The sequence below is a fragment of the Bradyrhizobium sp. 199 genome, from assembly GCF_023073355.1.
Classification (GTDB): Bacteria; Pseudomonadota; Alphaproteobacteria; order Rhizobiales; family Xanthobacteraceae; genus Bradyrhizobium.
Map to the genome: position 1 here is coordinate 292,633 of NZ_JADPJI010000008.1, position 24,906 is coordinate 317,538.

Below are 24,906 nucleotides of genomic sequence, written 5' to 3' on the forward strand. Positions count from 1 at the left end.
GCTGCAACGCGTCAGCGTTGCTGCGCAGAGCCGGGACCCAGAAAGCCGAACATTCCGCCGTTGGATGAGCCCCGGCTCTGCAGCGCATCACTTCGTGCTGCGCAGCGTCCGGGGCACGAGACCTGGCTCACCTAGCCCACCGCGCTCGCGACCTTCGCCTGCTTTACCGGGACGTCCGTCGCGATCAGGCGCTTTAGTTCGGGGATGCAGGAGCCGCAATTGGTGCCGGCCTTGAGCTTGACGCCGATCTCGGCGGCCGTACGCGCGCCGGTGGCGATGCTCTCGCAGATGGTATTGCGGCCGACGCCGAAGCAGGCGCAGACGATCGGCCCGCTCGATGCGGCCCCCTCGCCGGACTTGCCCGACAGCAGCATGCGGCGCTGATCGTCCGACACGTGATCGGCCACGAACAGGCTCTTCACCGCCTCCCAGTCGCCCGCATCATGCCCGGGCCCCACGAAGAGGCAAGTTTCGATGCGGTCGCTCGCGAAAGACGCGGCGCGATAGACGCCGCCGCCGAAGTCGCGATAATCGGCGACGTCCTCCCCGGCGACGCTCTCGAGCCAGGCCGGCCAGCGCGACAGGTCCGCATTGTCGGCAAAGAGATAGCCGAAGCCACCGGCGACCGTGACGCGGGTCCACAACAGGTTCGACGGCAGATCGAGCTGTTTCCGTGACAGCGCAAAGCCGCGGAAGACGAATTCGTAAGGCGCAATCGCAGCCGGCGTCGCCTTCGATTCCGGCTGCCCGGAGAACGGATCGGTGAACGACTGCACCAGCGCCCCGACGCGGCCATGCGAGGCGTTCATCGCGCTCCAGTGGATCGGAACGAACACCGTGCCGCGCTGCTGCCGATCGCTGACCACGGCCTTCAGGATGCACTGGCCGTAATCGGTGGTGATGCGGGCAAAGCCGTCGTGAACGATACCGTATTTGCTGGCGTCGTCGGGATGAACCTCGACGAAAGGCTCGGGCAGGTGCGCACCCAGCCGCTGGCTGAGACCGGTGCGCGTCATGGTGTGCCACTGGTCGCGGATGCGTCCGGTGTTGAGCCTGAGGGGACGCGAGGCACCGGTCTGGCTGCGCAGCGACGGCACCTCCGGCGCAACGAACCGGCCCTTGCCGTCATTGGTGAAGAAGCCGCCGCTTGCAAAAAAGCGCTCGCCAGGCGCCTGCCCCTCGCGCGCTGGCCACTGCACCGGCTTCAAGGCGTCGAAGGCTTCGTCGGACAGCGAGGTCAGCGCGCCGATGTCGAAATCACGGCTGCCGCCGTTCTCGAACGCCGAGAGCGCCGCGTGTTCGCGAAAGATGTCGGCCGCGGATTTATAATTGAAGCTATCGCGGAAGCCGAGACGTTTGGCGGTCTCGCTCAGGATCCACCAATCGGGACGCGCCTCCCCCGGCGCCGGCAGGAACGAGCGCTGGCGCGAGATGCGGCGCTCGGAATTGGTCACTGTGCCCGACTTCTCACCCCAGGCGAGAGCCGGCAGCAGCACATGCGGGCCGGCCTCGACCGTGTCGTTCGAGAGCACGTTCTCGGAGACCACGAACAGCTCGAGCTTCTTCAGCGCTTCGCGCACAAAGTCCGCCTCAGGCAGCGAGACCGCCGGATTGGTGCCCATCACCCAGAGCGCCTTGACCTCGCCGCGGTCGATGGCCTCGAACAGTTGCACCGCCTTCAACCCCTCCTGGGTGGCGATGTGCGGTGCCTTCCAGAACCGTCGGACGCGATCGATGTCGGGCGGCGTGAATCCCATATGGGCAGCGAGCATATTGGCAAGACCGCCGACTTCGCGACCGCCCATCGCATTGGGCTGGCCAGTAAGCGAGAACGGCGAGGCGCCAGGCTTGCCGATCCGCCCGGTAGCGAGATGACAATTCAGGATCGCGTTGACCTTGTCGGTGCCTTGTGCCGACTGGTTGACCCCTTGCGAGTAGAGCGTGACGACCTTCTCGGTGTCGCGGAACATCTTGAAGAAATTGGCGACGTCCCGCTCGGAGAGGCCCGTGGCCAGCGCGGTCGCGGTGACGCTGCCGGCAATGCTCCGCGCGCGTGCTAACGCGTCGTCGAAACCCGACGTGTTCTGCGCGATATACTCCTGGTCCAGCGCACCATTGTCGGCGAGATGGACGAACAAACCGGAGAACAACGCGGTATCGGTGCCGGGTTTGAGGCCAAGGAACAGATCGACGTCATCGGCGGTGTCGGTGCGGCGGGGATCGATCACGATCATGCGGGCACCGCGTTCCCCACGGTTCTTCAGCATACGCTGGAACAGCACCGGATGGCACCAGGCCGCGTTCGAGCCGACGAAAACGAGCAAATCGGCGTGGTCGAGGTCCTCGTAGCAGCCGGGCACGGTATCGGCGCCGAAGGCGCGACGATGGCCGGCGACGGACGACGACATGCAGAGCCGCGAATTGGTATCGACATTGGCGGTGCCGACAAAGCCCTTCATCAGCTTGTTGGCGACGTAGTAATCCTCGGTCAGCAACTGGCCGGAGAGATAGAACGCAACCGCATCGGCACCGTCGCGCGCCACGATGTGCTGCATGCGATGGGCGACATGATCCAGCGCATCGCTCCAGGCCACCCGCTCCAGCACGCCCTTGCAGCGGATCATCGGATAGAGCAGACGGCCCTCCAGCCCGACGGTCTCACCAAGCGCGGAGCCCTTGGAGCACAGCCGGCCGAAATTGGCGGGATGATCAGGGTCCCCGGCGATCGCCGCGCCACCCTTGCCATCAGGCGTTGCCAGCACGCCGCAGCCGACTCCGCAATAGGGACAGGTCGTCTTGGTGGCGCGGAGCGTGGGATCAATCGCCGTCATATCAAGCTGCTTTCGGAGGAAGCGCGAGCGCGCGGCCGAACATCATGTCGGTGCGGATCGCCGCCACCTTGTCGCGATTGCGGATCAGCTCGAGGTACCAGAGCGCATCGACGGTATCGCCGATCAGCACGGCGCCGGTCAGCCGTCCGTCCGCGATGACGAGCTTCTTGTAGGTGCCGCGCCTGCGATCGGTCAGCACGAGGCTCTCGCTGCCCTCGCCGCCCATGAAATCGCCCGCCGAGAACACGCTGACGCCGGACACCTTCAGATTGGTCGAGACCACGCTGCCCGGATAGGAAGCAGGACGTCCGGCGAGATGCCGCGCCAGCACGCGCGCCTGCTCATAGGCGGGCTCGACCAGGCCGTAGCAGGTGCCGCGATGCTCGGCGCATTCGCCGAGCGCGAAGATGTCTGGCGAGGACGTCTGCATGACGTCGTTGACGACGATGCCGCGATTGACCGCGATCCCCGCCTCTTTCGCTAGCGCCGCGCTCGGCTTGATGCCGGCCGCGAAAATGACGGCGTCGGCCTCGATACGGCTGCCGTCGGCGAGCTCGACGGTTTCGACATGACCATCGCCGTGGATGCGTGCGGTCGAGGCGTTGAGCAGGATGCGGATGCCCTTGCGCTCGACCAGCATCTTGAGCAGACCGGCTGCCGATCCATCGAGCTGACGCTCCATCAGCCGGTCCATCAGATGCAGCAGCGTCACCGGCGCGCCGGCCTTGGCGAGGCCGTAAGCAGCTTCAAGTCCGAGCAGGCCGCCGCCGACGACCACGACACGCTTCTTCGCTGCAGCCAGCGTCAGCAACAGGTCGACATCGCGGGTGTCGCGAAAGGTGTGCACGCCGGCAAGATCGGCGCCTGGCACGTTCAGCCGCAGCGGCGTCGATCCCGTGGCGAGCACGAGCTTGGAATATTCCATGCTTTCTTCGCCTTCGATCTTCAGCTCGCGGCGGCCGGTGTCGATCTCGGTGACGCGATAGCCGTAGCGCACGGTGACGCCACGATGGCGCCACCACTCCGCCGGCCGGAGCTCGATCTCGTGCGAGCCGGTCTCGCCCGCCAGCACGGAGGAGAGCAGTACGCGGTTGTAAGCGAGCCGCGGCTCCTCGCCGATCACGGCGACCGCGTAGCGGCCAAGCGCAGTCTTGGCGAGTTCGTCGACCAGACGCGCGGCCGCCATACCGTTACCGACGATGACCAGCGGTTCACTCACGCGGCCTCTCCTATTCAGCGGCCTGCGGCTGTGCGCCGTAGGCTTCGGACATCATGTAGCCGGACAGCACGCCATAGACGTCGGTCCACGCTTTTGCGAGTTCGGGCGTCCAGTCTTCGCCGAGCCCCTTTTCCAGCGTCCACAGCAGGGCCGCGCCGACCACGGGGTAGTGTTCGGCCTTGGTGCCATAGGCGACGTGACGCTTGGCGAGCGCGGAGGCTGCGGGAAGAATCGAATTCAGGTTCGACAGACCGCCGACGACGGCGGCGAGCATGCCCATCAGCTTTTTGCGCTGCTCGGTCATGTCGTCGGGAAACATCGCGCGCACGGACGGCGCTACCTCGAACAGGCGATCGTAGAACAGCACCGCGGCCTGCTCCGATATCGGCGCGACCTTGGAAAAGCTTTGCTGGACGAGGGCTATCTGTTCTGGCGTCATGGTATTCTCCTGTCTGTTTCGGTCTGCCTTCGTCCGCGCCGTTGCGGAAAAAGTTCATGGGTCAAACGTCATCAGAGGGGCTTCTCCCCGCGTACGGGGAGAAGCGAGATTCGTACCAATTACTAGACCCTTGCTTCGGCAAGGCTTCCGGCGGCTTCGCCCTGCGGGCTGCGACGCAGGTAGAACCACCAGGTCAGAGCGAGGCAGGTGGCGTAGAAGCCGAGATAGACCACGAGCGCGAGCTGCGGCCCGCCGGTCATGGCGATCGACTTGCCGAAACCGGTCGGGATCAGATAGCCGCCGACCGCCCCGATGGCGCCGATGAAGCCGACCGCTGCACCGCTCTCGATGCTCGCCGTCTTGAGCGCCAGCGCGCGCGCCGCATCGCCCTTGCCGCGTACCTTGAACAGGTTCTCCTCGCGGAAGATCGAGGGGATCATGCGATAGGTCGAGCCGTTGCCGATGCCCGTCGTCACGAACAGGATCAGGAACATCGAGAGGAAGCCGATGAAATCCTTCTGCCCGACGAAGTAGAGCACGCCGACCGTGGCGCCCGCCATCACGATGAAATTCCAGAAGGTGATGATCGAGCCGCCGATCCTGTCGGCAAGCCAGCCGCCGAGCGGACGCGACAGTGAGCCGATCAGCGGCCCCAGGAACGCGATCGCGATCGTGACTTGCGGGAACTGGGTCTTGATCAGCAGCGGAAATGCAGCCGAGTAGCCGATGAAGGATCCGAACGTGCCGATATAGAGATACGCCATGATCCAGGTGTGCTTGCGCTTGACGATCGCGAGTTGGTTCTTCACCGACGATTTCGCCGTGGTGAGGTTGTTCATGAAGAACACGGCACCGAACACCGCGATCGCGATAGGCAGCACCCACATCAGGCCGGCGTTCTGGAGGAAGATGCCGTCGACCGGCGTTGCCTGGAACAGGTTGAAGACGGCGAGCGTCATCAGGATCGGGGTCAGGAGCTGCACGCTGGAGACACCGATATTGCCGCCGGCCGCATTCAGGCCGAGCGCCCATCCCTTCATCCTGTCGGGGAAGAAGAAGGAGATGTTGGTCATGCTGGAGGCGAAATTGCCGCCGCCGAGGCCCGCAGTCGAGGCGATCAGCAGCATTAGCCAGAACGGCGTGTCGGGCTGGCTCACGAAATAGGCAAGCGACAGCGTCGGAATGAACAGGATCGCCGCACTGAAGATGGTCCAGTTCCTGCCGCCGAACGTCGTCACTGCGAATGTATAGGGAAAGCGCATCAATGCGCCGATCAGGCCCGGCACCGCGACGAGCTGGAACAGCTGGTCGGTAGTGTAGTGAAAGCCCGCCTGCGGCAGCTTGGTGGTGACGATGCTCCAGATCAGCCAGACCGAGAAGCCGATATGCTCGGCCACGATCGACCAGATCAGATTGCGTCGCGCGATAGTCTTGCCAGTCGCATTCCAGAACGCCTCATCTTCGGGGCGCCAGTCTGAAATCCAAGTAGGATTCTTCGTCATTGAGTATCCCTTCCAGGCTCACCGCTGCGTCGTTGCAGGCTCTGCCTCACATGGAGGCGCGCTCCGAGGCTTCACCCCGGTGGCGAGTTCACGATGCTGATTGATGGTGTTGAGGGACGTCGTCGTTGGCGTCGCGCAAAGACGTTTCAATTTCCGTGCCAATTGCGCGCATGCTAGAAATTCAGGGATTTCAGGACATTATTCGCATCGCCCGAATTCGTTGCAGGGCTTTTTCGCACGCTAAATTTGCGATTCGCTCAATCCTTGTGCGGCGCACAAGGATTGAGCGGGATGTCGATTATTTGGGCGCGCGCGTGTCTCGCGTTAACATTTGATTTACGCGGCCTCGACGAAGCGATGACGCTCGTAGAGGAATTCGAGCACGCGCTGCCGGCACTTCAGATAAGTGGCGTTGGTCGCGAGCTCGAGCCGCTTGCGCCGACGCGCCAGCGGCACCTCCAGCACCTCGCCGATGCGCGCGCTCGGTCCGTTGGTCATCATCACGATGCGGTCGGACAACAGCACGGCTTCGTCGACATCGTGGGTGATCATCAAAATGGTGTTGCCGAGCTTCTGGTGCAGCGCCATCACGGAGTCCTGCAAATGCGCGCGGGTCAGCGCGTCGAGCGCGCCGAACGGCTCGTCCAGCAGCAGCACCTTCGGCTCCATGGCCAGCGCCCGCGCAATGCCGACGCGCTGCTTCATGCCGCCGGAGATCTCCGAGGGCCGCTTGTCCTTGGCATGGGCCATCTGCACGAGGTTGAGATTGTGCATCACCCAGGCGTCGCGTTCAGCCCGCTTCTTGGTTTTGGCGAAGACCTTGTCGACGCCGAGCCTGACGTTCTCGTAGACGGTGAGCCACGGCAACAGGCTGTGGTTCTGGAACACCACGGCGCGATCCGGCCCCGGCGAGTTGACCTCGCGGTTTTCCAGCAGCACGCCGCCCGTGGTGGCGTTGGTCAGGCCTGCGATGATGTTGAGCAGGGTCGACTTGCCGCAACCGGAATGGCCGATGATCGAGACGTATTCGCCCTTCTCGATCGTCAGGTTGATCTCCTTGAGCACCTCGGTGGTGGCGGCGCCGCGGGTAAAGACCTTGTCGATATGGTCGAGCTTCAGATAGGCGGTCATGTGCCCCTCTCCTTTAATTCTGCGCGGTGCCGCCGGTGACGAACTTGCCGAGACCCGCAATCAGGCGGTCCAGCACGAAGCCGACGATGCCGACATAGAACAGCGCCAGGATGATCTCGCTGATATGCGACGAGTTCCAGGCGTCCCAGATGAAGAACCCGATGCCGACGCCGCCGATCAGCATTTCAGCCGCGATGATGGCGAGCCATGACAGCCCGATGCCGATGCGCAGGCCCGTGAAGATGTAAGGCGCGGCCGCCGGGATCATGATCTTGGCGAAGAACTCGAGCGGATTGAGCTGCACCACCGCGGCGACGTTGCGATAGTCCTGCGGGATGTTGCGGATGCCGACCGCGGTGTTGATGATGATCGGCCAGATCGAGGTGATGAAGATGACGAAGATCGCCGAGGGCTGGCCGTCGCGGAAGGCCGCGAGCGACAGCGGCAGCCAGGCCAGCGGCGGGATGGTGCGCAGCACCTGGAACAGCGGATCGAGCCCGCGCATCGCCCAGACCGACTGTCCGACCAGCACGCCGAGCCCGATGCCGGCGATCGCCGAGAGCGAATAGCCGAAGGCAACGCGCTGCAAGCTGGCGGAGAGATGCCAGAACAGGCCCTTGTCGATGCCGCCATGGTCGAAGAACGGATCGAGGATCAGCTCCTTGGTATCCTTGAACACTTTCGATGGCGGCGGCAGTGCCGAGCCGGCACGGCGGCAAATCAGCTCCCAGATCAGCGTGAGCAGCGCGATCACGACCAGCGGCGGGATCACGCGTACGGCCGTCTCCCTTGCCAGGCGTGCGTAGGCTTGCGTGCGCGGGGGACGCTTTGGCGTCATTGCAACGACCGCCGCGGCACTGGCCGCGGGCGTCGCAATCTCGATCTCAATCTTTGCAGCAGGCATATTCATCGCAATTTCTCTCCGGCTTGAAAAGTCGATGCGGCCGCCCAAAGGCGGCCGCTGGCTCCATCAGACTTCGACACGCTTGATCGCGAGCGATTTCAGATAGGCAGCCGGATTTTCCGGATCGAACACCTTGCCGTCGAAGAAGGTCTCCTTGCCGCGCGAAGTAGAGGTTGGAATGTCGGAGGCGGCAACACCGAGCGTCTTGGCCGCATCGCGCCACATGTCCTCACGGTTGACCTTGGCGATGAGCGCCTTGGTGTCGAAGTTCGCCTCGTACTTGCCCCAGCGGATGTCCTCGGTGAGGAACCAGAGGTCGTGGCTCTGGAACGGATAGGAGGCGTGGTCGCGCCAGTACTTCATGATGTGCGGCGAGTTCTCGACCACCTTGCCGGGGATGCCGTAGTCGAACTTGCCGGCGGTGCGGTCGAGCACGTCTTCGACAGGGCAGTTCATCCACTGCCGCTTGCCCATGATAGCGGCAAGCTCCGCCTTGTTCTCGGCCTTGTCGGCCCATTGCTGGGCTTCCATCACCGCCATCAGCAGCGCCTTGGCGGCCTTCGGATATTTATCGACGAAGGCGGCGCGCATGCCGAAGGATTTTTCCGGATGCTTGTTCCAGAGTTCGCCCGTTGTCACGGCGGTGTAGCCGATTTTCTGATTGATCAGTTGCAGGTTCCAGGGCTCGCCGACGCAGAAGCAGTCCATGGTGCCGACCTTCATGTTGGCCACCATTTGCGGCGGCGGCACCACGATGGTCTCGATGTCCTTGTCGGGATCGATACCGCCGGCGGCGAGCCAATAGCGCAGCCAGAGGTCGTGCGTGCCGCCGGGGAAGGTCATTGCCGCCTTCACGGCCTTGCCGGAGGCCTTCTTCTTCTCCAGCGCCGCCTTGAATGGCGTAGCATCGACGCCGAGCTTGAGGTCGGCATATTCATTGGCGACGGAGATGCACTGGCTGTCGAGATTGAGCCGCGCCAGGATGTACATCGGCGTCGGCTGGTTGTTCTGCGTCACCTTGCCCGCCGAGATCAGATACGGCATCGGGGTGAGGATATGTGCGCCGTCGATGCCGTTGCCTTCGGAGCCGAGCACGAGATTGTCGCGCGTGGTGCCCCAGGAGGCCTGCTTCTGCACGTCGGTGTCGGGCACGCCGTATTTGGCGAACAGGCCCTTGTCCTTGGCGACGAAGAGCGGGCCGGCATCGCTCAGCGCGATGAAGCCGAGCTTGGCGCCCTTGACCTCGGGCCCTGCGTCCTGCGCGAAGGCGCCGGCGGGGAAATTCAGTTTTGCGGCGGCGAGAAGTGCGGCGGTCGAGCTTGCGGCCTTCAGCAATTGACGGCGGCTGAGCCCGTTGTCCGAGGGCCGGCGGGTGCGCTTGGTCATGAGTGGTGTCGTCCTTTGCGTCGTTGCAGAATTGATGGCGTCAGTGCACGCGAGCAGCCCGTCCGTCCGGCGGCGCCGTCTTTGGCGCATGCGAACGCACGACGGGGGAAACCCCCGTCTGGTGGCGTCGGCAAGTCGGATGAGAGTCTCGCGGGACGGCTTCAATGGCGTCGGCGCGGAACTATTCAAGCTTCATGCCAAGCGCGACACCTAAAAAACAGAAGACTAATCAACGCGTTATTGGCTTTGCGGCAGGCCGTCGCAGGACCACCGCGCAAGTCAAACTTGCGGCCTGCTCAATCTTTGTGCGGCGCACAAATCTTGTGCATGGGATCAAGCAAGAAGCCGACCAGCGCTGCACCGCCGGACCGAGCTGAGAGCTATCGCATTGATATTACTACACTTCCATAAGAGCTTGGTACGGCACGCAACTTGCATCTCCGTAGGCGTCAACGAAGACTGCGGCTTGCCGCATTGTTGCAGCCTCTGGCGGCTGCATCCGGAAGCTCATCTGCTTCGCGCCCCTTTCCGGCTCAGGCCTCGTGACGCGGTTCCCGGCTTCCAAACTTTCAATAGCTCGTGCGCGGCAGGTCAGCCCGCACGGCCCAAGACGTTCAGCCGCCCCCTCCCAGAGGGGGTCGATCTCACTTACGAAGCAAAGGAACCATTGATGTCGTATCTCGCGCCTTCGGAATTCGTCACCAAGATGGTGGATGCGGGCGAGTCCAAGATCTTCATGTCCACCCGAGATACCATCATCCGCGCCTACATGGCCGGGGCCATCTTGGCGCTGGCGGCATGGTTCGCCGTCACGATCAACGTCAATACCGGTCAGCCCCTGGTCGGCGCACTGCTGTTCCCGGTCGGCTTCGTCATGCTCTATCTCCTGGGCTTCGACCTTCTGACCGGCGTGTTCGTGCTCTCGCCGCTGGCTCTGATCGACAAGCGTCCGGGCGTCACGTTTGGCGGCGTGCTGCGCAACTGGGGTCTCGTCTTCGTCGGCAATTTCGCCGGCGCCTTCACCGTCGCCTTCATGATGGCCTTCGTCACGACATTCGGCTTCACGCAAGACCCCGACAAGGTCGGCGCCGCCATCGGAAACATCGGCGAGGGCCGAACGCTCGGCTATGCCGCGCATGGCGCCGCCGGCATGGCGACGCTGTTCCTGCGGGGAATGCTCTGCAACTGGATGGTTTCGACCGGTGTCGTCGGCGCCATGATCTCGACCTCGGTCCCGGGCAAGGTGATCGCGATGTGGATGCCGATCCTGGTGTTCTTCTACATGGTGTTCGAGCATTCCGTCGTGAACATGTTCCTGTTTCCCTCGGGCCTGATGCTGCACGCGAAGTTCTCGATCATGGATTATCTGATCTGGAACGAGATCCCGACCGTGCTCGGCAACCTCGTCGGCGGCCTCGCCTTCACCGGCATGACCCTTTACGCCACGCACGTCATGACGCAGCCCAAGCGCCAGGCCGGCAAGGCGACCCAGCCCCGCGTTGCGGCCTGATCAAACAACGTCTCGACAGAGGAGCCTCGCCCCAGCAGGGTGAGGCTCCCCTTTGCCGGTGATGACGATGACCCGCGGACTTCAGATTTCGGTCGGCCAGCATTCCGACAAGGGTCGCAAACCCATCAACCAGGACTTTCACGGCGTCCTCGTTCCGGACGAGCCGCAGCTCAGCCTGAAGGGCATCGCGGCCGTCCTCGCCGACGGCATCTCGAGCAGCACGGTGAGCCAGATCGCCAGCGAGTCGGCGGTCAAGAGCTTCCTGATGGACTATTATTGCACGTCGGAATCCTGGACGGTGAAGACGTCCGCGCGCCGCGTGCTGGATGCCACCAATTCCTGGCTGCACGCACAGACGCGCAAGAGCCAATATGCCTATGACCGCGACAAGGGCTATGTCTGCACCCTCACCGCCATGGTCATCAAAGCGACCACCGCGCACATCTTCCACGTCGGCGATTGTCGCGTCTATCGGGTCGCCGGCAAGGCGCTCGAGCAGCTGACCGACGATCACCGGATCATCGTGTCCTCGGAGCAGACCTATCTCGGCCGCGCGCTCGGCATCAATCCGCAGCTCGAGATCGACTATCAGGCCTTCGAGATCGAAGCGGGCGACACCTTCCTGCTGGCGACCGACGGTGCCTACGAATTCGTGGACGCGCGCTTCATCACGAGCGCGCTCGGCGAGCACGCAGCCGAGCTCGACGGCGCGGCCAAGGCCATCGTCGAGGAAGCCTACCGGCGCGGCAGCGACGACAACATTACGGTCCAGATCCTGCGGATCGATGCGGTGCCGCAGCGCGAGCCGGCCGGCATCTTCAGTCAGACCTCACAATTGCCGCTGCCGCCGCTGCCGGAGCCACGAGCGGTCTTCGACGGCTATCGGATCGTTCGGGAAATCCACGGCAGCAGCCGCAGCCATATCTACCTCGCGGTCGATGTGGAAACCGAGGAGCCGGTCGCGCTCAAGCTGCCGTCGGTCGACCTGCGCGACAATGCCGCCTATCTCAAGCGTTTCCTGATGGAGGAGTGGATCGCGCGCCGGATCGACAGCCCGCACGTGCTCAAGCCGCTGTCACAGTCGAAACGACGCAGCTATCTCTACGTTGCCACCGAATTCGTCGAAGGCCAGACCCTGAAGCAGTGGATGACCGACAATCCACGTCCCGACCTCGAAACCGTCCGGGGCCTTGTCGAGCAGATCGCCGCCGGCCTGCGCGCCTTCCACCGCATGGAGATGCTGCATCAGGACCTCAGGCCCGACAACATCCTGATCGACAAGACCGGCACCGCGAAGATCATCGACTTCGGATCGGTCAGGGTGGCCGGCGTGGCCGAAGCGGCGCCGCCGGACGAGGCCGACGAAATCCTGGGCACCGTCCAGTACACGGCGCCGGAGTATTTTCTTGGGCAGGGCGGCTCGCCGCGCTCCGACATGTTTTCGCTGGGCGTGATCTGCTACCAGATGCTGACCGGAAAGCTTCCCTATGGCGCCCAGATCGCCAGGATCCGGCGCAAGGCGGACGTGCGAAGGCTCAAATATCGCCCGGCCGATGGCGATCGTAACGTGCCGGCCTGGATCGACGGCGCGCTCAGGCGCGCGCTTCATCCCGATCCCTACAAGCGCCACGAGGACCTGTCCGAGTTCATCTTCGAGCTTCGCACGCCCAATCCGGCTTATCTGGACACGCGGATCACACCGCTGTTGGAGCGCAGTCCGCTGATGTTCTGGAAGCTGACCTCGGCGGCGCTCGCCTGCGCAGTCGTCGTGCTGCTGGCGCTGCTGCACGCGCGCTGACGCGGATCGTGTCGCAAGCGGGCTCAGAGCCTGCCTTCCGCGAACAACTCGCGGGTACGCCTCAGCGTTGACAGCAGGGCGGCCCTGTAGCCGTTGTCGCTGTCGAACTGCGCCTGTTCGGCCTGCTCTTCGGGCCCGAAGGGCTTCTTTCCGCGCAGGCCGGTGTAGCAATAGAACCGCAGCTGCAGCGCGCCGGCTTCGTCCTCGAACAGCTCGTTGACGATCGCGCCTTCGCGGGGGCCGGCGGCCTGGAAGAAGGACACCTTGCGCTCCGACTCAAAGCTGATGATCTCGCGCAGATCGTCGCCTGCGATCGTGGCTTCGCGCACGATGTGCGTCGGGCTCTCCTCTACGACCTCGCAGCGGGTGCAGAGATTGGGTGGAAGAAACAGCCGGGCGTCGCGGGCCTTAAGGACAAGCCCCTGCCAAGTTTGCGCGCGGGTCAGCGCCGTCTCGCCTGGCGGATTCACCGGCACTGTGGCGGTCGAATAGATCATAATCGTCGTCCTTGTTGTCGTGAATGACATACCGTCAGGCCGAGGCCGCGATCTCGGAGACGAAGTCGCGATAGGAGCGCAGGGGGCGGCCGAGCAGCGCGGTCAGCCGCTCGACGTCGCCGGCCTCGGGGACCATTCCCTCGGTGAGGAAACGCTCGCTCATGAGCCGCATGTCGTAGGCCATCCAGCTCGGCATGAACTGCCGGAGATTCTTCTCGAAGCCGGCGGTATCGTCCCCGGGATAGGCGATCGTGCGACCCAGCACCTCTGACCAGACCTCGGCGGCTTTCGCGCCGGTCAGGGTTTCGGGACCGACAAGATTGATGCGGTCGAGCGCAAGCGGCGCTGCGGCGCGCTCACGACGGATGAGCTCGAGGGCCGCGATCTCGTCGATGTCGCGCGCATCGATCATGGCGAGCCCCCTGCTCCCGATGGGCATCGGATAGATGCCGTATCCGGTCACCACGTCCTTGATCGTGATATCGTTGTTCATGAAGTACGCCGGACGCAGGATGGTGGCGTTGAAGCCCATCTGCTCGATCATCCGCTCGACGCCGAACTTGCCGGCAAAGTGCGGGACGTTTACGTAGCGATCGCTGTGGATCACCGAGAGGTAGACGACCCGCTCGACGCCCATCTCGCGGGCCACGTTGAGCGCGATCAGCGCCTGCGTGAATTCATCGGCGACCACTGCGTTGAGCAGGAACAGGGTCGAGACGCCCTTGAACGCGCTGCGCAGCGAGTCGACGTCGAGCAGGTCGCCCTGCGCGACGGTGGCGCTCGCCGGGAGGTTTGCCTTTGCAGGATCGCGGGCGAGCGCGCGGACATCGGCGCCGCGCTTGACGAGCTGTTCGACGACGTTGCGGCCGATGGTGCCGGTGGCGCCGGTAACGAGGATGGTCATGGGGATCACTCCGGGTTGGGGTCAGAAGACACCCGAGAAATTAGTGATCCACATTCGAACCGATAGTCGCTATATCTGGACAGACCGTCTCACTGGTGGAACGATGGACTTGCTCGCCCTCGCCGATTTCAATCTTGTCGCCCGCCACGGCGGGTTCGGACGCGCCGCACGGGCCGCCGGGCGCCCGAAAGCCACCCTGTCCCGCCGGGTCGCGGAGTTGGAGGCCGCGCTCGACCTGCGCCTGTTCGAGCGCGGCGCGCGTGCCCTGAGACTCACCCAGGAAGGACGCGCCCTTTACGAGCGGACGGGGGCCTTGCTCACCGAGCTCGACGAGACGGCGGCAGCGATCGCTTCGGGTGGGGACAGCCCGCGAGGCAGGATGCGGATCAGCGCGCCTTTGCTGTTCTCGCAGACGGCAATGGGGAAGCTCTCGGCCGAGTTCGCGCTCAGATATCCGGAGGTCCGTCTTGAGGTCACGACGGAAGATCGCTCGGTCGACATGGTCGAGGAGGGGTATGATCTGGTGATCCGGGTCAATCCCGATCCAGATGACAGCCTTGTCGGACGAATCTTTCTGCGCGACCGGCTGGTGGTCGTAGCGAGCCCGGATCTGAAACGACCGAGCGAGGGTATCGCTGTGCCGGCTGTCATGCGCGGACCGGGCGACCAGCTGGCAACCTGGGAAGTGAAGGTGCCAAGCGGAAGATCGCGCATCGCGGTTGATCCAGTCCTTCGCCTGTCATCGCTCGTCATGGTCCGCGATGCGGTCCGGGCGGGCGTCGGCGCGGCACGCGTTCCGGTGTCACTGGTCAGTCACGATCTGGCTGCCGGCACGCTGGTGCATTGGGGTGACATCGAGGGACCAGAGATCGCGTTGTGGACGCTCTATCCATCGCGCCGGCTCCTAAGCGCGCGCGTATCCGCCTTCCTCGACTTTATCAAGGAAGCCTTTCCGATGGGGACGCCTGACGAATTGGCGGCCTTTATCGGGAGATGAGAGGCCGCGCGCGCCCCTCGCGCCTGACCCTCACGCCGGCTCTTCCGCCTTCACACCCAGCGGTTTCGGCGCGATGCCGCCGCCGGGCTTGAGGTGGAATTCGTAAGTCATCAGGTGCCACCGCCCGTTCGCCTTGGTGCCGTCGGGCATCTCATGGTCGGTGCGCGGCTCGACCTTGGCGATGAGATCGTCCTTGACCCCGAACACCACGTCGGAATCCAGGTATTTGTCACCGTCCATGAAGACGTGGGTGATCAGCGGCTCATAGCCCTTTGCGTTGACCAGGAAATGCACATGCGCCGGGCGCATCGGGTGACGCTTGGTCTGCATGATCATCTCTCCGACGGGGCCGTCGGTCGGGATCGGATAGCTGCATGGCAAAATGGTACGGAAGAAGAAGCGGCCATCGCTGTCGGTGACGAAGCGCGCCCGCGCCGAGGCGCCGACCTCGTCGTAGTTCGGCTTCTGGGAATCGTAGAAGCCGTCGTCATCGGCATGCCAGACGTCGACGGGGACATTGGCGAGCGGCTTGCCCTTGAGGTCGGTCACGCGGCTCTGCACGAACATCCGCTCGCCGGCTTGATTGTTCGGCGAGATATCGGTGCCATGCGCTGTCACCTTGTGCTCGCCGACATAAAATGGGCCGAGCACGGTGGTCTGGGTAGCGCCGTCGCGGTCGCGATGATTGACGGCGTCGACCAGCATGGAGACGCCGAGCACGTCGGACAAGAGGATGAATTCCTGGCGGGTATCGGTGCATTTCTGCCCGGTGCGGGTCAGAAAATCGATGGCGTATTCCCATTCTTCGAAGGTGAGACCGGTCTTGCTCACGTAATCGTGCAGCGACTTCACCAATTCCTGGAGCAGGAATTTCGCGCGCGTGTCGGGCGTCTGGTCAAAGCTCCGGACGACGGCGTCGGTGAGTTCGGTCTCGTTGAACTGGGTCATGGTGCGTTTGCCTGCGTTTTCTCATTGGCCCCAAGGGGCTCCTTTCAGGGGCTCCTTGGAGGTCTTCCAAGGCGGAGTCTACACCAGTCGGCCCGCCGACGTTAAGCGCGACGCCCTTGGAATGGGGCCGCCACTTCGGCTATCAACCTTCCAAGAAAAGCTGTCCGGAGGAACTGATGCTCGCCCCCACCCCCGCCTCGCCCGAATCCGTCGGCATGTCCAAGGCCGCGCTCGACCGCGTCGATGCGCATCTGAAGAGCCGGTACATCGATGCCGGCCGCTTCCCGGGCACGCATCTCCTGGTCTATCGCCGAGGCAAGATCGCCCACAGCTCGGTCCAGGGTTTTGCCGACGTCGAGCGCAAGCTGCCGGTCAAGGACGACACCATCTACCGCATCTATTCCATGACCAAGCCGCTCACCAGCGTCGCCTTCATGATGCTGGTGGAGCAAGGCCTCGTCGCCATCGACGAGCCCGTCGCCAAATACATTCCAGAATGGAAGGACCTCGGCATATTCGTCGCGGGCACCGCGCCTTCCTTCCTGACCCGGCCGCCGTCGCGGCCGATGCTGATCGTCGACCTCCTGCGCCACACCTCCGGCCTCACCTACGGCTTCCAGCAACGCTCCAATGTCGACGCCGCCTATCGCGCCGAGAAGATCGGCGAGGTGGAGAAGTCGGGCACGCTCCAGACCATGATCGAGGCGCTGGCAAAAATCCCGCTGGAATTCTCGCCGGGCGAGGCCTGGAACTACTCCGTCTCGACCGACGTCCTCGGTTATCTCGTCGGCAAGATCTCCGGCATGCCGTTCGAGCAGTTCCTCAAGACACGCATCCTCGATCCACTCGGCATGACCGACACCGACTTCCACGTGCCGGCTTCCAAGGCCCATCGGTTCGCGGCCTGCTACTCGGCCGATCCGGGCGGTGGCATGACCTTCCATGCCGGCCAGCGCCGCGAGGGCCTGACGCTCCAGGACGATCCAAGCAAGAGCTCGTTCCTGTCACCGCCCTCCTTCATCTCGGGCGGCGGCGGGCTGTGCTCGACGACGGCCGACTATCTCACCTTCTGCCGTGCGCTGCTCAACGGCGGCGAGCTCGGCGGCATCAGGCTGATCGGACCGAAGACGCTGGCGCTGATGACGGCCAACCACATTCCGGGTGGACGCACGCTGCCGGAGGTTTCGCGCTCGCTATTTGCGGAGGCCGCCTATAACGGCATCGGCTTCGGCCTCGGCTTCGCCGTGACCATGCGCCCGGCGGAGACGCTGATCGCCGGCAGCCCCGGCGAATATGCTTGGGGCGGCGCGGCCACGACGTCGTTCTGGATCGATCCGGCCGAAGAGCTGATCACCATCTTCATGACGCAGGTGCTGCCGTCGAGCGCCTACCCGCTCCGTCGCGAGCTGCGCAGCATGGTCTACGCTGCGATCACCGAGAGCAATCTCTGAGAAAAATGCACCGATCCCGCGGCATCAGAGCCGCGGGATCAAGCTTTGCTCATTTCAGCATCTCCGGCACGATCAGGCGCGGCAGGAACAGGGAAACGCTGGGCCAAATGATGAGCGCCGCCAGCACGAGCAGCATGGGGATCAGCATGATCACCGTGTCCTTCAGCGCATAGCGCAGCCGCACCCCTGCGATCGAACAGGCGATCATCAAGCACAAGCCATAAGGCGGCGTCACCAATCCGAAGGCGAGCGAGACGATCGAGATGATCGCAAACTGCACCGGATGAAGGTCCACCGATTTCGCCAGCGGTTCGAGAACGGTGCCGACGATGATGATCGCCGGAATGGCGTCGAGGAAGCAGCCCACCACCAGAAAGCAGAACGCGATGAAGAAGCCGGCCCCGATCGCGCCCATGCCCCAGGTCGAGACGTTGGCCAGCAGCTCCTGCGGGATCCTGTAGTAAGCCAGCAGCCAGCCGAACGCGCTGGCGGTGCCCACGCAGAACAGCGCGACGCCCGCGAGACGGCCGGTGTCGAGCAAGGCCTTGTAGAGTTCGCGCGCGCCGGTTTCACGGTAAAAGAATGTCGATAGCGCCACGGAATAAAGCACCGCGACGCAGGCGGATTCGGTTGCGGTGAACCACCCCAGCAGGATGCCGCCGACGATGATGAACGGCGTCAGCAGCGCCGGTATCGAGCGCCAGATGGCGCAGCACATCTCCCTCCAGGTGTCCTTCGGATAGGTCGGGTAACCTCGTCGCACGGCATAGATATGCACTGTCGCCATCTGCGCTCCGGCGATCAGCAATCCCGGCACGATGCCCGCGAGATACATCGCGGCGATCGAGGTCGAGATCAGTCCACCCCACACGATCATCAGGATCGAGGGCGGGATGATGACCGCGAGCACGGCCGAGACCGCGGTGATCGCGATGGAGAACGAGAGATCGTAGCCCTCCTTGGTCTGGGCATCGATGAAGATCTTGGACTGGCTCGCCGCGTCCGCGGTGGAGGAGCCGGAGATGCCGGCAAAGAACACCGACAGCACGACGTTGATCTGCGCCAACGACCCCGGCCAGTGCCCGACCATCGAGCGGGACAGCGCCACCAGCCGGTCGGTGATGCCGCCGATGCTCATCAAATTGGCGGTGAGCAGGAAGAACGGCACCGCCAGCAGGATGAACGAATTGTAGGCATTGAATGTTTCCTGCGCGAGCGTCATCAGCGACAAATGCGGCTCGATCAGCAGGATCGGCACGCAGGCAAGGCCAAGCGCGAAGGCGACCGGCACGCGTATGATGAGCAGGCCAACGAAAGTACCGAACAGGACCATGGCGGCCTGTCCGGCAGAAAGAACATTGCCGCTCATCGATTTGCCCCAACCAGAATTCGCATCTCGTCGACAATCTGTTCACCGGCGAACACGATCCACGTCAAGCCGGCAACCGGCCAGGCAACATGGATGAGCCAAAGCGGCAGATCGGCCAGCTCCGAAGTTCTATTCCAGGCGAAGCGGGTGAACTCCAGGCCGGCGGATACGAACACCAGCGCCAGCGCCAGCACGCCGAGCCGCGCGAGGATCCGCACCATGGCTTCGCTTCCGGGTGACAGCTCAGGCCAGACGTCGACTTCAAAATGCTGCGACTCTCTGATGCCGACCATGGCGCCGATCATGATCGTCCAGATGAACATGAATCGCGCCATCTCCTCGGTCCAGATGTAGGACGGAATCAAAGGCGTGTAGCGCGAGATGATCTGCAACGTGACCGGAATGACCAGAAGGCCGACAGAGGCGGCGAGCAGGATTTCCAGCAGTTTTGCATAGGCCGCCGTTGCTCGGCGCCATAGCGACGGGTTCGGTGGCATCGATATTTCGGTCATTACGACTCCGGGGGATCACAATCACGCAATGGGGCAAGCCGTCTGGCTTGCCCCGACGTCCTGTCGCGTGGGCGGCGACAATTCTCAGACGACGTTGATCTTCTCGAAAATGCCTTCCGCACCGATTTCCTTGGCGTAGGTGGCCATCACGGGGTCGGCGAGCTTCTTCATGGCGTCCCGCTCCTCGAAGGGGACGCGCTTGAGCTTGCCGGCCTTCTCCAGCGTGTCGAGCTTGACGACCTCCTCGCTCGACTCCAGTTGTCGGCCATAGTCGCCGGCCTCCTTGCCGGCCTTCATGATCGCGTCCTGCAAATCCTTCGGCAAGGTCTTCAGCGTCTTCACCGAGAAGCAGATCGGCCGGATCGAGACGGCGTGCTGGGTCAGGTTGAGGTGCGGAGCCACTTCGTAGAACTTCATCGCCTCGACTCCGGCCGCCTCGTTTTCGCCGGCCGATATCACGCCGTTCTGGATCGCGTTGTAGATTTCGTTGTAGGCGATCACGGTGGGGCTCATGCCGACCGCCGCAAAGGTCTTGGACCAGATCGGCGCGCCCTGCACGCGAACCTTGAGCCCCTTGAGATCGGCGAGATTCTTGAGCGGCTTGTTGGCGAAGATGTTGCGGATGCCGCCGCCGGAATAACCGATCAGAACGACCTCGGCCTTCGCCGCGACTTCATCGGCGATCGGCGCCAGGATGTTGGCTTCGACGACCTTGTTCATGTGATCGATGCCCTTGAACACGAAGGGCGCGTCGATGAACGGGGCGGCCTTGGCGAAGGTCGACATGTGAGCCGGCGAGACGATGCCGTAATCGACGGCCTTGCCCTGCGACATGTACTCGAAATATTGCTTCTCAAGGCCGAGCGAGGAGTTTCTGTGCAGGGTGAAGTTGACGGGCTTGCCGTAATACTTTTTCACCAGCTCCTCGAACCGGAGCAGCGCCCGGTTGAAGGCGTGGTCGTCGTTGAACTGGACTGCACCGTTCAGGGTGACCGGCGCTTGCGCCCTGAGAATCGACGGCATGCCAATCGCAGCCGCCGCAGTTGTCGCCCCGATACTAGCGAGAAATGATCTTCGCTTCATCGTCTCCCCTCCCTTTGATGCTCCGCCCCTGTCGCCGGGGCGTAAGCGCAGCCGGTATGCGGCTTGCGAGAGGAAGCGTATGAAAAACCTCGGCGGGACGGAAGTGATTTCGACTGCGCTGGCGCTACTCCTTCGTCGCAGGGCTTCCCCTGCACGGTCTGCTGCACTGCAACTCGCCTGCCGGCCCGCGGCCTAAGCGCTCAAAGGATGCGAAGACTTGCGAGGCCGAATGCTTGCCGACCTGTGCGTGCGCGCACAGGTCGGCTGTCCTGCCAATTCAAGCTAGTGCATATGTCCAATCAGATAAATGCCGCCGCCGATCACCAGAACGGCCGGCACGGCCCACAAAATAAGGACTGGCATTTGTCATCCTCCTCAATTTGACGTGCAAACCTTGACGGTCTTCATGCTGCTCTCCGCCTCGGTGCGCGACTTGTAGATCGTGCCCGACGGGCTGACGACGGTCATGGACGTGTCCGTCGGCTTCTTGTCGACGATCGTGCACTTCTTGGTCTTGACGTCCTGCACGACGTAGAACTCGTCTGCCGCAAATGCCGGCAGGGACAATGCGGTAACCATCAGTGCTGCGGTTGCAATTTTCAGCTTCATAGGATCCTCCTCCAATTGCCGGGCTTCCAGCCCGATCGACTCACAAACGGGAAGAAGTGGCAATTTGTTCCGTTCCGGAGGGAACGTCGTCACGGATGGGATGTTGTTGCAGCGCTCATTCCGAGGAGGAGAACAAGATGAAAAAGCTCTTGCTGGTTTCCACCGCGGCGGTCCTGATTTCGACCGGCGCCTTCGCGCAGTCCACCGTGGTGACCACCACCGGGACCGGCCATGCGGCTGCTGTTCAGATCGAGCCGCAGTACCGAACCAGGATCAAATCCTACGTCACCGAGCATCGCGTCCGGCCGGTGACGACCAAGGAAAGGATCGTCGTCGGTGCGGCGGTGCCGAGCGAGGTCGAACTCGAGGCCGTTCCCGCGGACTGGGGTCCCTCGCTCACCAAATATCGCTACGTCTATTCCGGCGATCGCGTAATGCTCGTCGATCCCGGCTCACGCACGGTCGTTCAGGAAATCGATTGATCAAGGCTGAGGGGTGACCGCCCAGAAGCGGTCGCCCCTACGCGGAGTTCTGCACATGAAATCGAATCGAGAGGCTCGAATCGCCGGGCTCAGCCTGGCGGCTGTCTACGCCGCGTGTCTGTTACTGACCGCCGTCAGCATGAGCTGAGGCGCAACCAGGCACTGCGCTGCAACATTTTGTCCCTGGACAGCTCGCCGGATGCGAAAATCGTGGCGTAGCCTAAGTCCCGCCCGTATGGTCCCCCAAAATCATAATCCGGCCGCTGCCGCCGGAACCGGGACGCCTGCGTTTGTCAAAGCTCACCCTGCCGGTCCGGCTCGCTCTTCTCGTCACGGGAACGATGTTGCCGCTGATCGTCTTTGCGGTCGGCATTGTCTTCTACAATTACAAGCAGGACCGCAGCGACGCGGCCCGCCGCGTGCTGGAGAACGTGCGCAACATGCGCCTCGTTCTCGACTCCGAAGTGCAGCGGATGACCGGCGGCTTGCAGGTCCTTGCGCTCACGAATTCGCTGCGCAGCGACGACTTCGAGAACTTCCGCCGCATCGCGCTCGGTTTCGTCGAGCAATATGGCAAAGGCGGCCTGGTGCTGATCTCCGACCGCAAAGGCCGAGTGTTGTTCTCCTCCGCAACGGAAGACACTGGGAGCCTGCCGCCACGCGGCCATCTGGAGATCGTCGAAAAGGTGTTCGCGACCAGGTCGCCGCAATATTCCGACCTGTTCACAGGCGCGATCAATGGGCGGCAGATGCTCACCGTCGAGCTTCCGGTATTCCGCGACGGCGAGGTGATCTACGACCTCTGCTTCAGCCCGCCGCTCAGCATCTTTCAGCAGCTGGTGGAGAAGCAGCGGCCCGACCAGCTCTGGACCGTGTCCCTGCTCGACACCAAGCGCATCGTATTTGCACGTGCGCCGAATCCGGGCGAGACCGTCGGCAAGCAGGCTTCCGGCGCACTCTATGATGCGATGTCTCGCACGTCAGAGGCCACTCTTTCGAGCGTTTCGCTTGACGGGGTCGCGCTGTCCTCCGCTTTTACCAGGTCGGAGCTGACCGGCTGGACGGTTGTGGCCGGCGTCGCCGAGAACTCGTTGATCGCGCCGCTCTGGCGCAACATCGCGATCACCAGCCTGATCGGTGGCATCCTGCTGCTGACCGGCCTGACCTTCGCGGTCAGGATGGCAACCACGATCGCGCGCGGCGAGATGCTGCACAATCTCCTGATCGATGAGCTCAACCATCGCGTCAAGAACACCCTGGCTTTGATGCAGGCGATCGCGGTGCAGACCTTCCGCAGCGCCAGTCGGGACGAGCGGACCAAGTTCGAAGGCCGGCTCGGTGCACTGGCCGAAGCGCATAACCTTCTGAGCCAGGAGAAATGGGCGGGCTCCGAACTCCGGGACGTGATCGCCCGCGCGCTTCAACCTTTCCTGCTGAATAGCCCGGACCGCATCCGCATGACCGGTCCCGCGGTGCCGCTGTCGCCGCGGCTCGCCGTGGTGCTGTCGATGATCGTCCACGAGATCGCCACCAACGCCGCGAAATACGGCGCGCTGTCCAACGAGACCGGCCGGGTGACACTGGAATGGGAGGTCATCGCCGATGCACCGAAGCCGCGGCTGCGGCTGATCTGGACCGAGATCGGCGGACCGCCGGTGACCGCGCCGGTGCAGCGCGGCTTCGGCTCGCGCCTGATCGAGCGCAGCGCGCGGGATCAGCTCGGCGGCGAGGCAACCGTCGACTTCCTGCCGCGCGGCGTCGTCTGCACGGTGATCTGCACGCTTGACGAGGCGCGGTGAACGGGAACGCCCTACCCGATCGTCTGCAATGCCGGAAACGTCTCGAGCAGCCAGATACTCACATTCGAGACCGCACCGGTGAGAAAGCCGATGCCGGTGATCACCATCAACACGCCCATGGCGCGCTCGACATTGACGAGGTGGCCCTTCATGCGTGCGAACAGGGCGGAGAACTGTTCGATCATCAGCGCGGCGATCAGGAAGGGAATGCCGAGACCTGCGGAATACACCGCGAGCAGGCCGGCACCCTTGGTGACCGTGGCTTCAGCCGCGGCGATCGAGAGGATCGCGGCGAGGATCGGGCCGATGCAGGGGGTCCAGCCGAAGGCGAAGGCGAGGCCCATGATATAGGCCCCCCAGAGCCCGACCGGCTTCGGGATGGGCAGCCGGCCCTCGCGCATCAACAGGCCGATGCGCGTAAGGCCGAGGAAGTGCAGGCCCATGACGATGATGACGATACCGGCGAGGATCGACAGCTCCGCCGACCAGGCACGGATCAGGCCCCCGATCAGCGAGGCGCTGGCGCCGAGCGCTACGAACACCGTGGAGAATCCGAGCACGAACAAGAGCGCCGACATCATGATCGCGCGTTTGGAGGTCGAAGCCGGCTCGTCGCTTTCGACATGCTCGATCGAGGCGCCCGTCAGATAGATCAGATAGGGCGGAACCAGCGGCAGGACGCAAGGCGAGAGGAAGCTGACGAGGCCGGCAATCAGCGCCGCCGGGATCGAAACATTTTGCATGATGCCGTCTGAGCCATCTCAGGTGCCGGTACGGCGCGCGGGGAATGCGCCCGGCCCGGAGCCGAACCGGCTCCGGTGTAGCCGATGCCCGGGAATGCGCAACAGAGGCGCACGAGACCAGGGCTCCTCCGGATGCCGTCTGCGATCACAGGTGCGGCATCGGGACGCGCACAAAGCTCGCCAAAAAGCGAGAGCTTCGGCGGCGCGGCTATTTCACCACGCGGAGCAGCGGACGCCGGGGCTGGTCCTGCGTCTGCTTGGAGGGGGACGGCGGCTCGCTCGCAGCGCTCCGCAACATTTCGTCGCACAGTGCCTTCAGATCGGCGCTGTCGATTCCTTTGAGTTTCATCCTGACGTCGAGGATGGCGATGGACAGCAGCTCGGCCGACTCACGGCTGTCGCACGCGTTGAGCACCCTGCGGCACTCCTCGAGCGTTTCCAGCACCGACTGCAACTGTTCGTCTGAATGCGACACCGGCGTTCTTTCCGTTAATTCGGCCTGCGAGACGTGGTTGTGGCGACCCCTTCGGCCCCCACGGAATACCGAAGATAACATGAGGCCGCTGCGCCTCCGAACCTGAATTCAGTCGGTTTAAGCCTTGGAACCGCAATTCCGGCCAACATCGCTGCGCTGCTCAGCTGGCCATTGTCGAAGCGGTCCGAAAGGAAACGCCCGGCGCGCTGTGATTGATCCCTCGAGGGAGGCGACGCCGGCTCTTGCGCAAAGTCATTCCTTGCGAACAGCGCCTGCAATCCCGCAGCCATTTGACGGCTCGCAACGGAACACACGCC

General features: G+C 63.5%; 22 protein-coding genes. 6 read left to right on the forward strand and 16 right to left on the reverse strand.

What is annotated here, in order from left to right; genetic code table 11:
• Positions 1–131 precede the first annotated feature (131 nt).
• The 7 genes from IVB28_RS23800 to IVB28_RS23830 all read right to left on the reverse strand — a co-directional run bounded on the left by IVB28_RS23800 (position 132) and on the right by IVB28_RS23830 (position 9,412).
• Complete coding sequence (locus tag IVB28_RS23800) at positions 132–2,831, reverse strand: nitrate reductase (protein WP_247529444.1); 2,700 nt, start codon at positions 2,829–2,831, stop codon at positions 132–134.
• Position 2,832: 1 nt separating this feature from the next.
• Positions 2,833–4,050: an FAD-dependent oxidoreductase gene (locus tag IVB28_RS23805; protein ID WP_346730762.1), complete on the reverse strand. Its 1,218-nt coding sequence runs from the start codon at positions 4,048–4,050 to the stop codon at positions 2,833–2,835.
• Between the two features lie 10 nt (positions 4,051–4,060).
• A complete protein-coding gene (locus tag IVB28_RS23810) occupies positions 4,061–4,489 on the reverse strand; it encodes a globin family protein (protein ID WP_247529445.1) in 429 nt (142 codons plus the stop codon).
• A 122-nt stretch (positions 4,490–4,611) separates the two neighbouring features.
• Positions 4,612–5,991 (reverse strand): MFS transporter, encoded by a 1,380-nt coding sequence (locus IVB28_RS23815; RefSeq protein ID WP_247529446.1) that lies wholly within the window; start codon positions 5,989–5,991, stop codon positions 4,612–4,614.
• A 336-nt stretch (positions 5,992–6,327) separates the two neighbouring features.
• Positions 6,328–7,122 carry an ABC transporter ATP-binding protein gene (locus IVB28_RS23820; RefSeq protein WP_247529447.1) on the reverse strand — a complete coding sequence of 265 codons (795 nt, stop codon included), beginning with the start codon at positions 7,120–7,122 and terminating at the stop codon, positions 6,328–6,330.
• Positions 7,123–7,135: 13 nt separating this feature from the next.
• A complete protein-coding gene (gene ntrB / locus IVB28_RS23825) occupies positions 7,136–8,032 on the reverse strand; it encodes a nitrate ABC transporter permease (RefSeq protein ID WP_247529448.1) in 897 nt (298 codons plus the stop codon).
• A gap of 60 nt (positions 8,033–8,092) precedes the next feature.
• Positions 8,093–9,412, reverse strand: a complete 1,320-nt coding sequence (locus tag IVB28_RS23830; RefSeq protein ID WP_247529449.1) for a CmpA/NrtA family ABC transporter substrate-binding protein — start codon at positions 9,410–9,412, stop codon at positions 8,093–8,095.
• A gap of 670 nt (positions 9,413–10,082) precedes the next feature.
• On the opposite strand from IVB28_RS23830, the gene IVB28_RS23835 reads away from it, so the two are divergent.
• The gene (locus IVB28_RS23835) at positions 10,083–10,922 is read left to right on the forward strand and encodes a formate/nitrite transporter family protein (RefSeq protein ID WP_247529450.1); all 840 of its coding nucleotides are present in this window, start codon (positions 10,083–10,085) and stop codon (positions 10,920–10,922) included.
• Between the two features lie 61 nt (positions 10,923–10,983).
• On the forward strand, positions 10,984–12,720 hold the full coding sequence (locus tag IVB28_RS23840) for a bifunctional protein-serine/threonine kinase/phosphatase (protein ID WP_247529452.1): 1,737 nt from the start codon (positions 10,984–10,986) through the stop codon (positions 12,718–12,720).
• 23 nt (positions 12,721–12,743) lie between these two features.
• Here the strand turns inward: IVB28_RS23840 and IVB28_RS23845 are convergent, their stop codons facing one another.
• Both IVB28_RS23845 and IVB28_RS23850 read right to left on the reverse strand, forming a co-directional pair.
• A complete protein-coding gene (locus IVB28_RS23845; RefSeq protein ID WP_247529454.1) occupies positions 12,744–13,217 on the reverse strand; it encodes an AtaL-like protein in 474 nt (157 codons plus the stop codon).
• A 34-nt stretch (positions 13,218–13,251) separates the two neighbouring features.
• Positions 13,252–14,121 carry an SDR family NAD(P)-dependent oxidoreductase gene (locus IVB28_RS23850; RefSeq protein WP_247529456.1) on the reverse strand — a complete coding sequence of 290 codons (870 nt, stop codon included), beginning with the start codon at positions 14,119–14,121 and terminating at the stop codon, positions 13,252–13,254.
• Between the two features lie 103 nt (positions 14,122–14,224).
• Between IVB28_RS23850 and IVB28_RS23855 the strand changes: the two genes are divergently transcribed.
• Positions 14,225–15,118: a LysR substrate-binding domain-containing protein gene (locus tag IVB28_RS23855; RefSeq protein ID WP_247530151.1), complete on the forward strand. Its 894-nt coding sequence runs from the start codon at positions 14,225–14,227 to the stop codon at positions 15,116–15,118.
• Positions 15,119–15,148: 30 nt separating this feature from the next.
• Here the strand turns inward: IVB28_RS23855 and IVB28_RS23860 are convergent, their stop codons facing one another.
• Positions 15,149–16,066 (reverse strand): intradiol ring-cleavage dioxygenase, encoded by a 918-nt coding sequence (locus tag IVB28_RS23860; protein WP_247529458.1) that lies wholly within the window; start codon positions 16,064–16,066, stop codon positions 15,149–15,151.
• A gap of 176 nt (positions 16,067–16,242) precedes the next feature.
• Here IVB28_RS23860 and IVB28_RS23865 point away from each other — a divergent pair, with 176 nt between their 5' ends.
• The gene (locus IVB28_RS23865) at positions 16,243–17,517 is read left to right on the forward strand and encodes a serine hydrolase domain-containing protein (protein ID WP_247529460.1); all 1,275 of its coding nucleotides are present in this window, start codon (positions 16,243–16,245) and stop codon (positions 17,515–17,517) included.
• Positions 17,518–17,566: 49 nt separating this feature from the next.
• On the opposite strand, the gene IVB28_RS23870 is transcribed toward IVB28_RS23865, so the two are convergent.
• The 4 genes from IVB28_RS23870 to IVB28_RS23885 form a co-directional block, all read right to left on the reverse strand.
• A complete protein-coding gene (locus tag IVB28_RS23870) occupies positions 17,567–18,886 on the reverse strand; it encodes a TRAP transporter large permease (RefSeq protein ID WP_027568829.1) in 1,320 nt (439 codons plus the stop codon).
• Positions 18,883–19,398, reverse strand: coding sequence for a TRAP transporter small permease (locus tag IVB28_RS23875; protein ID WP_247529461.1), 516 nt, complete (start codon positions 19,396–19,398; stop codon positions 18,883–18,885). The genes IVB28_RS23870 and IVB28_RS23875 overlap by 4 nt, the downstream gene beginning before the upstream one ends.
• Positions 19,399–19,482: 84 nt before the next feature.
• Complete coding sequence (locus tag IVB28_RS23880) at positions 19,483–20,421, reverse strand: TRAP transporter substrate-binding protein (RefSeq protein WP_247529462.1); 939 nt, start codon at positions 20,419–20,421, stop codon at positions 19,483–19,485.
• Between the two features lie 435 nt (positions 20,422–20,856).
• On the reverse strand, positions 20,857–21,090 hold the full coding sequence (locus IVB28_RS23885) for a hypothetical protein (RefSeq protein WP_247529463.1): 234 nt from the start codon (positions 21,088–21,090) through the stop codon (positions 20,857–20,859).
• Between the two features lie 137 nt (positions 21,091–21,227).
• Here IVB28_RS23885 and IVB28_RS23890 point away from each other — a divergent pair, with 137 nt between their 5' ends.
• Positions 21,228–21,572, forward strand: coding sequence for a DUF1236 domain-containing protein (locus IVB28_RS23890; protein WP_247529464.1), 345 nt, complete (start codon positions 21,228–21,230; stop codon positions 21,570–21,572).
• A gap of 341 nt (positions 21,573–21,913) precedes the next feature.
• Positions 21,914–23,371 (forward strand): sensor histidine kinase, encoded by a 1,458-nt coding sequence (locus tag IVB28_RS23895; RefSeq protein ID WP_247530152.1) that lies wholly within the window; start codon positions 21,914–21,916, stop codon positions 23,369–23,371.
• Between the two features lie 11 nt (positions 23,372–23,382).
• Here the strand turns inward: IVB28_RS23895 and IVB28_RS23900 are convergent, their stop codons facing one another.
• Together IVB28_RS23900 and IVB28_RS23905 are read right to left on the reverse strand one after the other, a co-directional pair.
• Positions 23,383–24,114 carry a cytochrome c biogenesis protein CcdA gene (locus tag IVB28_RS23900; RefSeq protein ID WP_247529465.1) on the reverse strand — a complete coding sequence of 244 codons (732 nt, stop codon included), beginning with the start codon at positions 24,112–24,114 and terminating at the stop codon, positions 23,383–23,385.
• A gap of 208 nt (positions 24,115–24,322) precedes the next feature.
• Positions 24,323–24,589, reverse strand: a complete 267-nt coding sequence (locus IVB28_RS23905) for a hypothetical protein (RefSeq protein ID WP_246916790.1) — start codon at positions 24,587–24,589, stop codon at positions 24,323–24,325.
• Positions 24,590–24,906 lie beyond the last annotated feature (317 nt).

What these genes read in the sequence shown, in the direction of transcription:
- IVB28_RS23800 (WP_247529444.1), bottom strand. Translation starts at nt 2,831, where the DNA reads ATGACGGCGATTGATCCCACGCTCCGCGCCACCAAGACGACCTGTCCC.
- IVB28_RS23810 (WP_247529445.1), bottom strand. Translation starts at nt 4,489, where the DNA reads ATGACGCCAGAACAGATAGCCCTCGTCCAGCAAAGCTTTTCCAAGGTC.
- IVB28_RS23815 (WP_247529446.1), bottom strand. Translation starts at nt 5,991, where the DNA reads ATGACGAAGAATCCTACTTGGATTTCAGACTGGCGCCCCGAAGATGAG.
- IVB28_RS23820 (WP_247529447.1), bottom strand. Translation starts at nt 7,122, where the DNA reads ATGACCGCCTATCTGAAGCTCGACCATATCGACAAGGTCTTTACCCGC.
- ntrB (WP_247529448.1), bottom strand. Translation starts at nt 8,032, where the DNA reads ATGAATATGCCTGCTGCAAAGATTGAGATCGAGATTGCGACGCCCGCG.
- IVB28_RS23830 (WP_247529449.1), bottom strand. Translation starts at nt 9,412, where the DNA reads ATGACCAAGCGCACCCGCCGGCCCTCGGACAACGGGCTCAGCCGCCGT.
- IVB28_RS23835 (WP_247529450.1), top strand. Translation starts at nt 10,083, where the DNA reads ATGTCGTATCTCGCGCCTTCGGAATTCGTCACCAAGATGGTGGATGCG.
- IVB28_RS23840 (WP_247529452.1), top strand. Translation starts at nt 10,984, where the DNA reads ATGACGATGACCCGCGGACTTCAGATTTCGGTCGGCCAGCATTCCGAC.
- IVB28_RS23845 (WP_247529454.1), bottom strand. Translation starts at nt 13,217, where the DNA reads ATGATCTATTCGACCGCCACAGTGCCGGTGAATCCGCCAGGCGAGACG.
- IVB28_RS23850 (WP_247529456.1), bottom strand. Translation starts at nt 14,121, where the DNA reads ATGACCATCCTCGTTACCGGCGCCACCGGCACCATCGGCCGCAACGTC.
- IVB28_RS23855 (WP_247530151.1), top strand. Translation starts at nt 14,225, where the DNA reads ATGGACTTGCTCGCCCTCGCCGATTTCAATCTTGTCGCCCGCCACGGC.
- IVB28_RS23860 (WP_247529458.1), bottom strand. Translation starts at nt 16,066, where the DNA reads ATGACCCAGTTCAACGAGACCGAACTCACCGACGCCGTCGTCCGGAGC.
- IVB28_RS23865 (WP_247529460.1), top strand. Translation starts at nt 16,243, where the DNA reads ATGCTCGCCCCCACCCCCGCCTCGCCCGAATCCGTCGGCATGTCCAAG.
- IVB28_RS23870 (WP_027568829.1), bottom strand. Translation starts at nt 18,886, where the DNA reads ATGAGCGGCAATGTTCTTTCTGCCGGACAGGCCGCCATGGTCCTGTTC.
- IVB28_RS23875 (WP_247529461.1), bottom strand. Translation starts at nt 19,398, where the DNA reads ATGACCGAAATATCGATGCCACCGAACCCGTCGCTATGGCGCCGAGCA.
- IVB28_RS23880 (WP_247529462.1), bottom strand. Translation starts at nt 20,421, where the DNA reads ATGCCGTCGATTCTCAGGGCGCAAGCGCCGGTCACCCTGAACGGTGCA.
- IVB28_RS23885 (WP_247529463.1), bottom strand. Translation starts at nt 21,090, where the DNA reads ATGAAGCTGAAAATTGCAACCGCAGCACTGATGGTTACCGCATTGTCC.
- IVB28_RS23890 (WP_247529464.1), top strand. Translation starts at nt 21,228, where the DNA reads ATGAAAAAGCTCTTGCTGGTTTCCACCGCGGCGGTCCTGATTTCGACC.
- IVB28_RS23895 (WP_247530152.1), top strand. Translation starts at nt 21,914, where the DNA reads ATGTTGCCGCTGATCGTCTTTGCGGTCGGCATTGTCTTCTACAATTAC.
- IVB28_RS23900 (WP_247529465.1), bottom strand. Translation starts at nt 24,114, where the DNA reads ATGCAAAATGTTTCGATCCCGGCGGCGCTGATTGCCGGCCTCGTCAGC.